This is a genomic window from Pseudomonas sp. UBA6562 (assembly GCF_002434265.1).
Classification (GTDB): Bacteria; Pseudomonadota; Gammaproteobacteria; order Pseudomonadales; family Pseudomonadaceae; genus Aquipseudomonas.
The window spans coordinates 40,675-53,876 of the sequence record NZ_DJJS01000006.1 but is presented as its reverse complement, the minus strand read 5'-3'; the positions used below and the strand labels follow the sequence as shown (position 1 = coordinate 53,876).

Annotated in this window: 12 protein-coding genes and 2 tRNA genes; 13 read left to right on the top strand and 1 reads right to left on the bottom strand. The window is 61.1% G+C overall.

Features of this window, described 5'->3' with window-relative positions:
• Nucleotides 1–34 precede the first annotated feature (34 nt).
• The 3 genes from carB to B4M43_RS07945 are packed head-to-tail and all read left to right on the top strand — an operon-like array spanning nt 35 to nt 4,162.
• On the top strand, nt 35–3,256 hold the full coding sequence (gene carB / locus B4M43_RS07955; protein ID WP_296265847.1) for a carbamoyl-phosphate synthase large subunit: 3,222 nt from the start codon (nt 35–37) through the stop codon (nt 3,254–3,256).
• The gene (gene greA / locus B4M43_RS07950) at nt 3,253–3,735 is read left to right on the top strand and encodes a transcription elongation factor GreA (protein WP_296265845.1); all 483 of its coding nucleotides are present in this window, start codon (nt 3,253–3,255) and stop codon (nt 3,733–3,735) included. The genes carB and greA overlap by 4 nt, the downstream gene beginning before the upstream one ends.
• Entirely contained in the window at nt 3,713–4,162 is a 450-nt protein-coding gene (locus B4M43_RS07945) for an MFS transporter (RefSeq protein WP_296265843.1), read from the top strand. The genes greA and B4M43_RS07945 overlap by 23 nt, the downstream gene beginning before the upstream one ends.
• Before the next feature lie 12 nt (nt 4,163–4,174).
• On the opposite strand, the gene yhbY is transcribed toward B4M43_RS07945, so the two are convergent.
• A complete protein-coding gene (gene yhbY, locus B4M43_RS07940) occupies nt 4,175–4,483 on the bottom strand; it encodes a ribosome assembly RNA-binding protein YhbY (RefSeq protein ID WP_296265841.1) in 309 nt (102 codons plus the stop codon).
• 101 nt (nt 4,484–4,584) lie between these two features.
• On the opposite strand from yhbY, the gene rlmE reads away from it, so the two are divergent.
• The 10 genes from rlmE (at nt 4,585) to nusA (ending at nt 13,193) form a co-directional block, all read left to right on the top strand.
• Nucleotides 4,585–5,208: a 23S rRNA (uridine(2552)-2'-O)-methyltransferase RlmE gene (gene rlmE, locus B4M43_RS07935; RefSeq protein ID WP_296265840.1), complete on the top strand. Its 624-nt coding sequence runs from the start codon at nt 4,585–4,587 to the stop codon at nt 5,206–5,208.
• Nucleotides 5,209–5,415: 207 nt separating this feature from the next.
• Nucleotides 5,416–7,323: an ATP-dependent zinc metalloprotease FtsH gene (gene ftsH / locus B4M43_RS07930; protein ID WP_296265838.1), complete on the top strand. Its 1,908-nt coding sequence runs from the start codon at nt 5,416–5,418 to the stop codon at nt 7,321–7,323.
• An 8-nt stretch (nt 7,324–7,331) separates the two neighbouring features.
• On the top strand, nt 7,332–8,183 hold the full coding sequence (gene folP / locus B4M43_RS07925; protein WP_296265837.1) for a dihydropteroate synthase: 852 nt from the start codon (nt 7,332–7,334) through the stop codon (nt 8,181–8,183).
• A gap of 17 nt (nt 8,184–8,200) precedes the next feature.
• Nucleotides 8,201–9,541, top strand: a complete 1,341-nt coding sequence (gene glmM, locus B4M43_RS07920) for a phosphoglucosamine mutase (RefSeq protein WP_296265835.1) — start codon at nt 8,201–8,203, stop codon at nt 9,539–9,541.
• 66 nt (nt 9,542–9,607) lie between these two features.
• Entirely contained in the window at nt 9,608–10,363 is a 756-nt protein-coding gene (gene tpiA, locus B4M43_RS07915) for a triose-phosphate isomerase (RefSeq protein WP_296265833.1), read from the top strand.
• Between the two features lies 1 nt (nt 10,364).
• On the top strand, nt 10,365–10,757 hold the full coding sequence (gene secG, locus B4M43_RS07910) for a preprotein translocase subunit SecG (RefSeq protein WP_296265831.1): 393 nt from the start codon (nt 10,365–10,367) through the stop codon (nt 10,755–10,757).
• Between the two features lie 46 nt (nt 10,758–10,803).
• Nucleotides 10,804–10,889: transfer RNA gene (locus B4M43_RS07905), tRNA-Leu, on the top strand.
• Between the two features lie 98 nt (nt 10,890–10,987).
• Nucleotides 10,988–11,064: transfer RNA gene (locus tag B4M43_RS07900), tRNA-Met, on the top strand.
• A 129-nt stretch (nt 11,065–11,193) separates the two neighbouring features.
• Entirely contained in the window at nt 11,194–11,652 is a 459-nt protein-coding gene (gene rimP / locus B4M43_RS07895) for a ribosome maturation factor RimP (RefSeq protein ID WP_296267283.1), read from the top strand.
• A gap of 59 nt (nt 11,653–11,711) precedes the next feature.
• Nucleotides 11,712–13,193 carry a transcription termination factor NusA gene (gene nusA, locus B4M43_RS07890; protein ID WP_296265829.1) on the top strand — a complete coding sequence of 494 codons (1,482 nt, stop codon included), beginning with the start codon at nt 11,712–11,714 and terminating at the stop codon, nt 13,191–13,193.
• The last annotated feature ends 9 nt before the right edge of the window (nt 13,194–13,202 follow it).

Below are 13,202 nucleotides of genomic sequence, written 5' to 3'. Positions count from 1 at the left end.
CTTGCCCACTGACCCGCGCAACTGAGTGACCACCATGCCAAAACGTACAGACATCAAAAGCATCCTGATTCTCGGCGCTGGCCCGATCGTGATCGGCCAGGCCTGCGAATTCGACTACTCCGGCGCCCAGGCTTGCAAAGCCCTGCGCGAGGAAGGTTTCCGCGTCATCCTGGTGAACTCCAACCCCGCCACCATCATGACCGACCCGTCCATGGCCGACGCCACCTACATCGAGCCGATCAAGTGGCAGTCGGTGGCCAAGATCATCGAAAAAGAACGCCCCGACGCCGTACTGCCGACCATGGGCGGCCAGACCGCACTGAACTGCGCCCTGGACCTGGAGCGCCACGGCGTGCTGGAAAAGTTCGGGGTCGAGATGATCGGCGCCAACGCCGACACCATCGACAAGGCCGAAGACCGCTCGCGCTTCGACAAGGCCATGAAGGACATTGGCCTGGAGTGCCCGCGCTCGGGTATCGCCCACAGCATGGAAGAGGCCAACGCGGTGCTCGAGAAGCTCGGCTTCCCATGCATCATCCGTCCGTCCTTCACCATGGGCGGCACTGGCGGCGGCATCGCCTACAACCGTGAGGAATTCGAAGAGATCTGCACCCGCGGTCTGGACCTGTCGCCGACCAAGGAACTGCTGATCGACGAATCGCTGATCGGCTGGAAGGAATACGAGATGGAGGTGGTCCGCGACAAGAAGGACAACTGCATCATCGTCTGCTCCATCGAGAACTTCGACCCGATGGGCGTGCACACCGGCGACTCGATCACCGTCGCCCCGGCGCAGACCCTGACCGACAAGGAATACCAGATCATGCGCAACGCCTCGCTGGCGGTGCTGCGTGAAATCGGTGTGGAAACCGGCGGCTCCAACGTGCAGTTCGGCATCTGCCCGGACACCGGGCGCATGGTCGTCATCGAGATGAACCCGCGCGTGTCGCGTTCCTCGGCGCTGGCCTCCAAGGCCACCGGCTTCCCGATCGCCAAGATCGCCGCCAAGCTGGCCGTCGGCTACACCCTCGACGAGCTGCAGAACGACATCACCGGCGGCCGCACCCCGGCGTCCTTCGAGCCGTCGATCGACTACGTGGTCACCAAGCTGCCACGCTTCGCCTTCGAGAAATTCCCCAAGGCCGACGCCCGCCTGACCACGCAGATGAAGTCGGTCGGCGAAGTCATGGCCATCGGCCGTACCTTCCAGGAATCCCTGCAGAAAGCCCTGCGCGGCCTGGAAGTCGGCGCCTGCGGTCTGGACCCGAAAGTCGACCTGACCAGCGCGGAAGCCGCCGGCATCCTCAAGCGCGAGCTGACCGTGCCAGGCGCCGAGCGCATCTGGTACGTGGCCGACGCCATGCGTTCGGGCATGACCTGCGACGAAATCTTCGCCCTGACCGGCATCGATCTGTGGTTCCTGGTGCAGATGGAAGACCTGATCAAGGAAGAAGAGAAGGTCAAGACCCTGGGCCTGTCGGCGATCGACAAGGACTACATGCTGCGCCTCAAGCGCAAGGGCTTCTCGGACCAGCGTCTGGCCAAGCTGCTGGGCATCACCGACAAGAACCTGCGTCGTCACCGCCACAAGCTGGAAGTGTTCCCGGTCTACAAGCGCGTCGACACCTGCGCCGCCGAGTTCGCCACCGACACCGCTTACCTGTACTCCACCTACGAGGAAGAGTGCGAGGCCAACCCGTCCACCCGCGACAAGATCATGATCCTGGGTGGCGGCCCCAACCGTATCGGCCAGGGCATCGAGTTCGACTACTGCTGCGTGCACGCGGCCCTGGCGCTGCGTGAAGACGGGTACGAGACCATCATGGTCAACTGCAACCCGGAAACCGTCTCCACCGACTACGACACCTCCGACCGCCTGTACTTCGAGCCGCTGACCCTGGAAGACGTGCTCGAAGTCTGCCGCGTCGAAAAGCCCAAGGGCGTGATCGTCCACTACGGCGGCCAGACCCCGCTGAAGCTGGCCCGCGCCCTGGAAGAGGCCGGCGTGCCGATCATCGGCACCAGCCCCGACTCGATCGACCGCGCCGAAGACCGCGAGCGCTTCCAGCAAATGGTGCAGCGCCTGAACCTGCTGCAGCCGCCGAACGCCACCGTGCGCAGCGAAGAAGAAGCCATCCGCGCGGCCGGCGACATCGGCTATCCGCTGGTGGTGCGTCCTTCCTACGTGCTGGGCGGTCGCGCCATGGAGATCGTCTACGAGCTGGACGAACTCAAGCGCTACCTGCGCGAAGCGGTACAGGTGTCCAACGACAGCCCGGTACTGCTCGACCACTTCCTCAACTGCGCCATCGAGATGGACGTGGATGCGGTCTGCGACGGCACCGACGTGGTGATCGGCGCGATCATGCAGCACATCGAACAGGCCGGCGTGCACTCCGGTGACTCGGCCTGCTCGCTGCCACCTTACTCGCTGAGCAAGGACGTACAGGACCAGGTGCGCGAACAGGTCGCCAAGATGGCCCTGGAACTGGGCGTCGTAGGCCTGATGAACGTGCAGCTGGCGTTGCAGGGCGACAAGATCTACGTGATCGAAGTCAACCCGCGCGCTTCGCGTACCGTGCCCTTCGTGTCCAAGTGCATCGGCACCTCGCTGGCGATGATCGCGGCCCGTGTCATGGCCGGCAAGTCGCTCAAGGAACTGGGCTTCACCCAGGAAATCATCCCCAACTTCTACAGCGTCAAGGAAGCCGTCTTCCCGTTCGCCAAGTTCCCAGGGGTTGACCCGATCCTCGGCCCTGAGATGAAATCCACCGGTGAAGTCATGGGTGTCGGCGACAGCTTCGGCGAAGCCTTCGCCAAGGCGCAGATGGGTGCCAGCGAAGTGCTGCCCACCGGCGGCACCGCGTTCATCAGCGTGCGCGACGACGACAAGCCGCAAGTGGCGGCCGTCGCCCGTGACCTGATCGCGCTGGGCTTCGAGGTCGTGGCCACCGTCGGCACCGCCAAGGTGATCGAAGAGGCCGGCTTGAAGGTCCGCCGTGTCAACAAGGTGACCGAGGGCCGTCCGCACGTGGTCGACATGATCAAGAACGACGAAGTGTCGCTGATCATCAACACCACCGAAGGCCGCCAATCGATCGCCGATTCCTACTCGATCCGTCGCAATGCGCTGCAGCACAAGATCTACTGCACGACCACCATTGCCGCGGGTGAAGCCATCTGTGAAGCGCTGAAATTCGGTCCGGAAAAGACCGTTCGCCGCTTGCAGGATCTGCACGCAGGGTTGAACGCATGAGCATTACCAAGTACCCGATGACTGTCCAGGGCGCTCGCGCCCTGGAAGAGGAGCACACGTTCCTGAGCAAGACCGAGCGCCCGCGCCTGAGCCAGGCGATCGGCGAAGCGCGCGAGCTGGGCGATCTCAAGGAAAACGCCGAATACCATGCCGCCCGTGAGGAGCAGGGCATGGTCGAGGCGCGTATTCGCGACATCGAAGGCCGCATGCAGAACGCGGTCATCATCGACGTGACCACGATTCCGCATTCCGGCAAGGTGATCTTCGGTACCACCGTAGAGCTGGCCAATACCGAAACCGACGATCGGGTGAAATACCAGATCGTCGGTGAGGACGAAGCCAACATCAAGCAGGGCAAGATTTCGGCCAGTGCGCCCATCGCGCGCGCCATCATCGGCAAGGACGAAGGCGACATCGTCGTCATCAAGACGCCCAGCGGCACGGTCGAGTACGAGATTGTCGAAGTCCAGCACATCTGATCGACGCCTGCGGGCGCCGTCGCTTGAAGGCATCCTCTGGCAACTGGCCCAGGTATTTTGGGTCGGTGGCCTGTGGGTGTTCCACGTAGGGCTGGTGCCCGCGCTCAAGGTGTCGGGGCTGGCACCCTTGCTGGTGCAGGACATCGCCGGGCAGATCGACCGCTGGTTGGTCGGCGTGGCATTGCTCGGGCTGCTGACCCAGCTGGCGGTGTTGGCGAAGGTGGAAGGTCTGGCGGCCTGGTGGCGACAGTTCCGCGGGCAGATGCTGTTGCTCGGGTTCGGCGCCTGTGTGGCGTACTACACGCTGCGCTACGGCATTTCCGTAGGCGAGCGCTGGCAGATGTTCTGTTTCCTGGTACTGGGCTTTTCCGGCATCGTGCTGGTGGCCCAGCCGGTACCGGTCAGGGCGCGTCGTCCGCGCCACTGATCGGGGCTACCGTTACTTGTAACGGTGGACGTTGGACAGCTGCTTGTTCGGCTGCGGATTCTTGCGGTAGACCAGCGCTTTCTTGCCGATGGTTTGCACCAGCTCGGCACGGCCGGCCTTGCACAGTGCTGCAATGGTGGCCGCCCGCTCTTCGCGATCTTCGGAACGGATTTCCACTTTGATCAGCTCGTGGTCGGCCAAAGCCCTTTCCAGCTCGGCTACCACACCCTCATTCAGGCCGTTGCCGGCGATGATCAGAACCGGCTTGAGGTCGTGACCAATGGATTTGAACTGCTTCTTCTGCTCGTTATTGAGCGGCATAATCTGACCCTTTTCGTCTGATTCTGTAAAATTGACCGGCATTTTACCCGAGGGCCCCTGGCTCGCCCAGTCAATCACCACGCATATCATCGAGGTGCCCCGTGGCGCAACGTTCCAAAAGCAGCCAAAACTGGCTGCGTGAGCATTTCAACGACCCCTTCGTCAAACAGGCGCAGAAGGACGGCTACCGTTCCCGGGCCAGCTACAAGCTGCTGGAGATCCAGGAAAAGGACCGTTTGATCCGCCCCGGCATGAGCGTCATCGACCTGGGTGCGGCGCCGGGTGGCTGGTCGCAGGTGACCAGTCGTCTGATTGGTGGGCAGGGTCGCCTGATCGCCTCGGACATCCTGGAGATGGACTCGATTCCCGATGTCACCTTCATCCACGGCGATTTCACCCATGACGCGGTGCTCGAACAGATCCTGCAAGCCGTCGGCGATTCGCACGTCGACCTTGTGATTTCGGATATGGCCCCAAACATGAGTGGTACGCCGGAAGTCGACATGCCGCGCGCCATGTTCCTGTGCGAGTTGGCACTGGACCTGGCCGGCCGGGTGTTGCGCCCGGGCGGCGACTTCCTGATCAAGATCTTCCAGGGTGAAGGCTTCGATGCGTACCTCAAAGACGTACGCAGCCGGTTCGACAAAGTGCAGATGCGCAAACCGTCGTCCTCCCGTGACCGTTCCCGCGAGCAATATCTGCTCGGCAAGGGCTTCAAGGGTTGAAGAGGAGGGCGTAGGCTCGTTAGGTAATAGTTATTTCCAATCGGCCCTTGCGTCAGCACTATCTGAACTTCGTGTAGTCTTCATTTCACAAAGGGTTACAGACGGCGCCTGCCAACGCGTGGGCGATGTAGTAAGTTAGGGCGCTGTATATCATGCGAGGCACGGCCGCGTCGTGCGCCGACCTCAGAGGGTAGCTAATTGAACGACATGGCAAAGAATCTGATCCTGTGGTTGATCATCGCAGCCGTCCTGGTGACGGTGATGAACAACTTCTCCAGCCCGAACGAGCCGCAGACCCTCAACTATTCCGACTTCATCCAGCAAGTCAAGGACGGTAAGGTCGAGCGCGTCACGGTCGACGGCGCCGTCATCAACGGTAAACGGTCCGATGGCGACACCTTCAAGACCATCCGTCCGGCCATTGCCGACAACGGCCTGATCGGCGACTTGGTCGACAACAACGTCGTCGTCGAAGGCAAGCAGCCCGAGCAGCAAAGCATCTGGACCCAACTGCTGGTGGCCAGCTTCCCGATCCTGGTGATCATCGCGGTGTTCATGTTCTTCATGCGCCAGATGCAGGGCGGCGCCGGCGGCAAGGGCGGGCCGATGAGCTTTGGCAAGAGCAAGGCGCGCCTGCTGTCCGAAGACCAGGTGAAAACCACTCTGTCCGACGTCGCCGGTTGCGACGAGGCCAAGGAAGAAGTGGGCGAGCTGGTCGAGTTCCTGCGCGATCCGGGCAAGTTCCAACGTCTGGGTGGTCGTATCCCCCGCGGCGTGCTGATGGTCGGCCCGCCCGGTACCGGTAAAACGTTGTTGGCCAAGGCCATCGCCGGCGAAGCCAAGGTGCCGTTCTTCACCATTTCCGGTTCCGACTTTGTGGAAATGTTCGTCGGCGTCGGCGCCAGCCGTGTCCGCGACATGTTCGAACAGGCCAAGAAGCATGCGCCGTGCATCATCTTCATCGACGAGATCGACGCCGTCGGCCGTCACCGTGGCGCTGGCATGGGCGGTGGTCACGACGAGCGTGAGCAGACCCTGAACCAGCTGCTGGTGGAAATGGACGGCTTCGAGATGAACGATGGCATCATCGTCATCGCCGCCACCAACCGTCCTGACGTGCTCGACCCCGCGCTGCTGCGTCCTGGTCGCTTCGACCGCCAGGTGGTGGTCGGGCTGCCGGACATCCGTGGTCGTGAGCAGATCCTCAAAGTCCACATGCGCAAAGTGCCGGCAGGCGACAATGTCAACCCGGCGGTCATCGCTCGCGGTACGCCCGGCTTCTCCGGTGCCGACCTCGCCAACCTGGTCAACGAAGCGTCGCTGTTCGCAGCCCGTTCCGGCAAGCGTCTGGTCGAGATGAAAGAGTTCGAGTTGGCCAAAGACAAGATCATGATGGGCGCCGAGCGCAAGACTATGGTCATGTCCGAGAAGGAAAAACGCAATACCGCTTATCACGAAGCGGGTCATGCGATCGTGGGTCGCATCGTTCCCGAGCACGATCCGGTCTACAAGGTTTCGATCATTCCGCGCGGTCGGGCCCTTGGCGTGACCATGTTCCTGCCCGAGGAAGATCGTTACAGCCTCTCCAAGCGCGCGCTGATCAGCCAGATCTGCTCGCTGTACGGTGGCCGTATCGCCGAAGAGATGACTCTTGGTTTCGACGGTGTCACCACCGGTGCGTCGAACGACATCATGCGTGCCAGCCAGATCGCACGGAACATGGTGACCAAGTGGGGCCTGTCGGAAAAACTTGGGCCGTTGATGTATGCAGAAGAAGAGGGCGAGGTCTTCCTGGGTCGTGGCGGCGGTTCGCAGCAGGCCAGCGTCTCCGGCGAAACGGCCAAGCTGATTGACTCGGAAGTGCGCAGCATCATCGACCAGTGCTACGCCACGGCGCAGCAGATTCTGACTGAAAACCGCGACAAGCTCGACGCCATGGCCGATGCGCTCATGAAGTACGAAACCATCGATGCCGAGCAGATCGACGACATCATGGCTGGTCGCGCACCGCGTGAGCCACGCGATTGGGACAACGACGCAGGCGATTCCGGTACGCCGGCTTCCCAGGGCGATCGCCCAGAGTCCCCGATTGGCGGTCCAGCCGCTCATCACTAAGGGCTTCTATGACTTTCCCGCAGTACTCCACCCGGTTGCCTTGCGGCAACCGGGTTTTGGACCTTTCCCGTACCCACGTCATGGGCATCCTCAACGTCACCCCCGATTCGTTCTCGGACGGGGGGCGTTTCGCGCAACGTGACCAGGCGCTGTTCCACGCACAAGCGATGGTCGAGGCCGGTGCCACGCTGATCGACATCGGCGGCGAATCGACCCGGCCGGGCGCCGATCCTGTGACGGTGGCGCAAGAGCTGGAACGTGTCGTGCCCATGGTCGAGGCCATTGCCAAACGCCTGGATGTGGTGATTTCCGTCGATACCTCGACACCCGAAGTCATGCTCGAATCGGCACGCGTAGGTGCAGGTTTGATCAACGACGTGCGTGCGCTCGAGCGCGAGGGCGCATTGGCCGCCGCAGCGGCGACCGGCCTGCCGGTGTGCCTGATGCATATGCGTGGCGAGCCGGGTACGATGCAGGACGCCCCTCACTACACCGATGTCACCGCAGAAGTGCGCGACTACCTGCAGCAGCGCATGGCGGTGTGTGGCGCGGCCGGCATCCCAGCAGAGCGGATCATCCTCGACCCTGGGTTCGGTTTCGCCAAGACGCTCGAGCACAACCTCAGCCTGTTCAAGCATCTGGAGGCGCTTCAGGAACTGCACCGCCCCTTGCTGGTCGGAGTGTCGCGCAAGAGTATGATCGGCCTGACCCTGCAGCGCCCGGTGGATGAGCGCCTGTACGGTGGCTTGGCGCTCGCGGCGCTCGCCATGACCAAAGGCACCAGCATTCTGCGTGTCCATGACGTGGCCGAAACCGTCGATGTCGTGCGAATGATCGCCGCGGTGCAGAACGCCGAATAGAACAATTGGAGTTTCATATGAGCAGAAAATATTTCGGCACCGACGGCATTCGTGGCCGCGTCGGGCAATTTCCCATTACCCCGGATTTCATGCTCAAGCTGGGGTGGGCGGCGGGCATGGCGTTCCGCAAGCTCGGCCATTGCCGCGTATTGGTCGGCAAGGACACGCGTATCTCAGGCTACATGTTCGAGTCTGCCCTGGAGGCCGGGCTGTCTGCAGCCGGTGCCGATGTCATGCTGTTGGGGCCGATGCCCACGCCTGCCATCGCCTACCTGACGCGCACCTTCCACGCCGAAGCGGGCATCGTTATCAGTGCTTCGCACAACCCGCATGACGACAACGGCATCAAGTTCTTTTCGGGCAAAGGCACCAAGCTGCCGGACGACATCGAGCTGATGATCGAAGAGCTGCTCGACCAGCCCATGACGGTGGTCGAGTCCACCAAACTTGGCAAGGTGTCGCGCATCAACGACGCCGCCGGGCGCTACATCGAGTTCTGCAAGGGCAGCGTGCCGACCGGCACCAGCTTCGAAGGGCTCAAGCTGGTGGTCGACTGCGCCCATGGCGCCACCTACAAAGTCGCGCCGAGCGTGTTCAAGGAGCTGGGCGCCGACGTCACCGTGCTGCATGCCCAGCCGGACGGTCTGAACATCAACGAAGGTTGCGGCTCCACGCACATTGAGTCGCTGCAAGCCGCTGTGCTGGTCGGCCATGCCGACCTGGGCATCGCTTTCGACGGTGATGGCGATCGCGTGCTGATGGTCGATCATACGGGTGCGATCGTCGATGGTGACGAGTTGTTGTTCGTCATTGCGCGCGATCTTCAGGCGCGTGGCAAATTGCAGGGCGGTGTGGTGGGCACGCTCATGAGCAACCTGGGTCTGGAGTTGGCGCTCAAGGACCTGGACATTCCCTTCGCCCGTGCCAAGGTCGGTGACCGCTATGTCATGGCTGAGCTGCTGGAGCGCGACTGGCAGTTGGGCGGCGAAAACTCGGGTCACGTGGTGTGCTGCAACCACACCACGACCGGCGATGCGATCATTGCCGCGCTGCAGGTGCTCATGGCCCTCAAGCGTCGTGGCGAAACCCTGGCCCAGGCGCGTCAAGGCGTGCGCAAGTGCCCGCAGGTGCTGATCAACGTGCGGTTCGCCGCCGGCCAGGACGATCCACTGGAAAACCCTGCCGTGCAACAGGCCAGTGCCGAGGCCACCGAGGCGATGGCCGGCCGTGGTCGCGTGCTGTTGCGCAAGTCCGGCACCGAGCCGTTGGTGCGCGTGATGGTCGAAGGCGATGACGAAATTCAGGTGCGCCGCCACGCCGAAGCCTTGGCCAAGCTCGTCGAACAAGTCTGTGCTTGAAAGACGCTTGCCAGGGCGTTTCTGGTTGGGTAATATCTGCGCCCACTTCGACCTGTGAGGTAAAGCATGCGCCGCCCCATGGTAGCTGGTAACTGGAAGATGCACGGTACCCGCGCCGGTGTCGCTGAACTGCTCGAAGGGCTACGGAAGTTGCCCCAGTCGGGTGAGGTCGAAGTTGCGGTATTTCCTTCTTCGTTGCACATCGGTCAAGTAATCGATGCGCTCCAGAGTGGTGGAATCGCCGTAGGTGCACAGAATTCTGCAATACAGCCCGAACAGGGCGCGTTGACTGGGGAAGTTGCTCCGAGTCAATTGGCTGAACTGGGTTGCAAGTTGGTGCTGGTAGGTCATTCGGAGCGTCGCCAGGTCATTGGCGAAAGCGAGAAAGTGCTTCAGCAGAAGTTTGCAGCCGCCCAGGCCTGCGGTTTGAAGCCAGTGCTCTGCATCGGGGAAACCCTTGAAGAGCGTGAGGCGGGCAAGACACTCGAAGTTGTCGAGCGTCAACTGAGCAGTATCATCGACACGTTCGGTGTTGCCGCTTTTGCCAATGCGGTGATCGCTTATGAGCCTGTTTGGGCCATCGGTACAGGCCTTACGGCCTCCCCGCAGCAAGCTCAGGATGTGCACGCGGCTATTCGCGCGCAGTTGGCGAAAGAAGATGCCGAAGTCGCAGCTCATGTCCAGCTGCTCTACGGCGGTAGCGTGAAAGCGTCCAATGCCGCCGAATTGTTCGGCATGCCGGATATCGATGGGGGGCTCGTTGGTGGAGCGTCCTTGAACGCAGACGAATTCGGTGCAATTTGTCGCGCCGCAGGAAACTGAAATGCTGGAAACAGTCGTAGTTGTTTTTCATCTGTTGGCCGCGCTGTCGGTAGTAGCGCTGGTGTTGATGCAACAGGGTAAAGGTGCCGAAGCCGGTGCTTCTTTCGGTGCGGGTGCTTCTAACACTGTATTCGGAAGTCAAGGTTCGGCAACGTTCCTAAGTAAATTGACCGGTATACTCGCTGCTACTTTCTTTCTGACCGCACTTGGGTTAGGATACTTCGCAAAGCAGCAGGCTCACCAGCTTTCCCAAGCCGGTTTGCCAGATCCAGCGGTTCTTGAAGTTAAAGAGCCAAAGCCTGCGGTCAATGACGATGTGCCTGTTCTGAAAGAGCAGAAGAGCGAAACCACCCAGCAAGGTGATGTACCTCCTCCGGCTGAAGAACAAAAGTAAAAGGTTACACAATGCAGTAAGCGTCACGGGTTTCAAATGTAGTATTGCCGAGGTGGTGGAATTGGTAGACACGCAACCTTGAGGTGGTTGTGCCCATAGGGTGTAGGGGTTCGAGTCCCCTTCTCGGTACCAATTGAAGCATGAGAGCCCGCTGTAGCGGGCTTTCTTGCAGGTGGAGGTCGGATTGACCCTGAGCAGGGTTCAGTCTTATACTTTTGCCCCAGCTTTGTCGCGGGGTGGAGCAGCTTGGTAGCTCGTCGGGCTCATAACCCGAAGGTCGTTGGTTCAAATCCAGCCCCCGCAACCAGCTTCAGCGAAGCCCCTTTTCAGGGGCTTTTTGCTAGCCGAACAGTTTCGACGCCGTTGTCCAATGGCGTCTCCAGGGATGGGCGTTTCGCCCATTTTTTATTTGCACAGCATGCACGAGGGGGTTCAGGTGTCGAGCAAGCTAGAACAGTTGCAGGCCTTGTTGGCCCCGGTTGTCGAGGGTCTGGGCTTTCAATGCTGGGGGATCGAATACATCTCCCAGGGCAAGCACACGGTGTTGCGTGTCTACATCGACAAGGAAGGCGGGATCATGGTGGAGGACTGCGAAGCCGTCAGCCGCCAGATCAGCGGTGTGCTTGATGTTGAAGATCCGATCAGCAGTGAGTACGCCCTTGAGGTGTCTTCGCCCGGTATGGATCGCCCGCTGTTCACGTTGGAACAGTTCGCCTCGCATGCCGGCGAACAAGTGAAGATCAAGCTGCGTACGCCTTTCGAAGGCCGTCGCAACTTCCAAGGCCTCCTCCGCGGCGTAGAGGACCAGGATGTGGTGGTCCAGGTGGACCAAAACGAATTCCTGTTGCCGATCGACTCGATCGACAAGGCCAATATTATTCCCAGTTTTGACTGAGACGTGCCGGGCCCGCTGGATCATACGGGTCCAATGGCTTGCGCAAGGCGAGGCGTACGATGAGCAAAGAAGTACTGCTGGTTGTTGAATCGGTATCCAACGAAAAGGGTGTACCCCCTGGTGTGATTTTCGAGGCGCTGGAAGTAGCGCTGGCGACCGCAACCAAGAAACGTTTTGAAGACGAAGTCGATCTGCGTGTGGAAATCAACCGCCACACCGGCAGCTACGAGACGTTCCGTCGCTGGACCGTGGTCGATGAAGACGCACTGGACGATCCGGCGATCGAAACCTGGCCGACCAAGGTCCACCTGACCCACCCCGAAGCTCAAGTCGGCGACGTGATCGAAGAAAAGATCGAGTCGATCGAGTTCGGTCGCATCGCGGCCCAGACCGCCAAGCAGGTCATCGTGCAGAAAGTGCGCGAAGCCGAACGTGCCCAGGTGGTCGACGCTTACCGCGAGCGGGTCAACGAGATCATCTCCGGCACCGTCAAGAAAGTCACCCGTGACAACATCATCGTCGACCTGGGCAACAATGCCGAAGCATTGCTGGCCCGTGAAGACATCATTCCCCGCGAAACCTTCCGCGTCGGTGTGCGTTTGCGCGCACTGCTCAAGGAGATTCGCAGTGAAAACCGCGGCCCGCAGCTGATCCTGTCGCGCACCGCGCCACAGATGCTGATCGAGCTGTTCCGCATCGAGGTCCCGGAAATCGCCGAAGGCCTCATCGAAGTCATGGCCGCTTCCCGGGATCCGGGATCGCGTGCCAAGATCGCCGTCCGCTCCAAGGACAAGCGCATCGACCCGCAAGGTGCCTGTATCGGCATGCGCGGTTCGCGTGTGCAAGCCGTGTCCGGCGAGTTGGGTGGCGAGCGTGTCGATATCGTCCTCTGGGACGATAACCCGGCACAATTTGTCATCAACGCCATGTCGCCGGCTGAAGTCGCGGCGATCATCGTTGATGAGGATGCCCATGCCATGGACATCGCCGTCGCCGAAGACAACCTCGCCCAGGCCATCGGTCGTGGCGGGCAGAACGTTCGCCTGGCCAGTCAGTTGACCGGCTGGACCCTGAACGTGATGACCGAGAAGGATATCCAGGCCAAGCAGCAAGCAGAAACTGGCGACATCCTGCGTAATTTCGTTGAAGAACTGGAAGTCGACGAGGAGCTGGCACAAGTGCTGGTCGACGAAGGCTTTACCAGCCTCGAAGAAATTGCCTACGTACCGTTGGAAGAAATGCTCAACATCGATGGCTTCGACGAGGAAATCGTCAACGAGCTTCGCGCTCGTGCCAAGGACCGTTTGTTGACCAAAGCCATCGCTACCGAAGAAAAACTGGCAGACGCCCAGCCGGCCGAAGACCTGCTCTCCCTCGAGGGCATGGATCCGGACCTGGCGGCGGAACTGGCGGTGCGCGGTGTGGTTAACCGCGAAGACCTGGCCGAGCAGTCGATTGACGACCTGCTCGACATCGACGGCATCGACCAAGAGCGTGCCGGCAAGTTGATCATGGCCGCCCGAGCCCACTGGTTCGAGTAATTAGGCGTG

Excerpts from the sequence above, each read along its gene's own strand:
- carB (WP_296265847.1), top strand. The coding sequence starts at position 35 with ATGCCAAAACGTACAGACATCAAAAGCATCCTGATTCTCGGCGCTGGC.
- greA (WP_296265845.1), top strand. The coding sequence starts at position 3,253 with ATGAGCATTACCAAGTACCCGATGACTGTCCAGGGCGCTCGCGCCCTG.
- yhbY (WP_296265841.1), bottom strand. The coding sequence starts at position 4,483 with ATGCCGCTCAATAACGAGCAGAAGAAGCAGTTCAAATCCATTGGTCAC.
- ftsH (WP_296265838.1), top strand. The coding sequence starts at position 5,416 with ATGGCAAAGAATCTGATCCTGTGGTTGATCATCGCAGCCGTCCTGGTG.
- folP (WP_296265837.1), top strand. The coding sequence starts at position 7,332 with ATGACTTTCCCGCAGTACTCCACCCGGTTGCCTTGCGGCAACCGGGTT.
- glmM (WP_296265835.1), top strand. The coding sequence starts at position 8,201 with ATGAGCAGAAAATATTTCGGCACCGACGGCATTCGTGGCCGCGTCGGG.
- tpiA (WP_296265833.1), top strand. The coding sequence starts at position 9,608 with ATGCGCCGCCCCATGGTAGCTGGTAACTGGAAGATGCACGGTACCCGC.
- secG (WP_296265831.1), top strand. The coding sequence starts at position 10,365 with ATGCTGGAAACAGTCGTAGTTGTTTTTCATCTGTTGGCCGCGCTGTCG.
- nusA (WP_296265829.1), top strand. The coding sequence starts at position 11,712 with ATGAGCAAAGAAGTACTGCTGGTTGTTGAATCGGTATCCAACGAAAAG.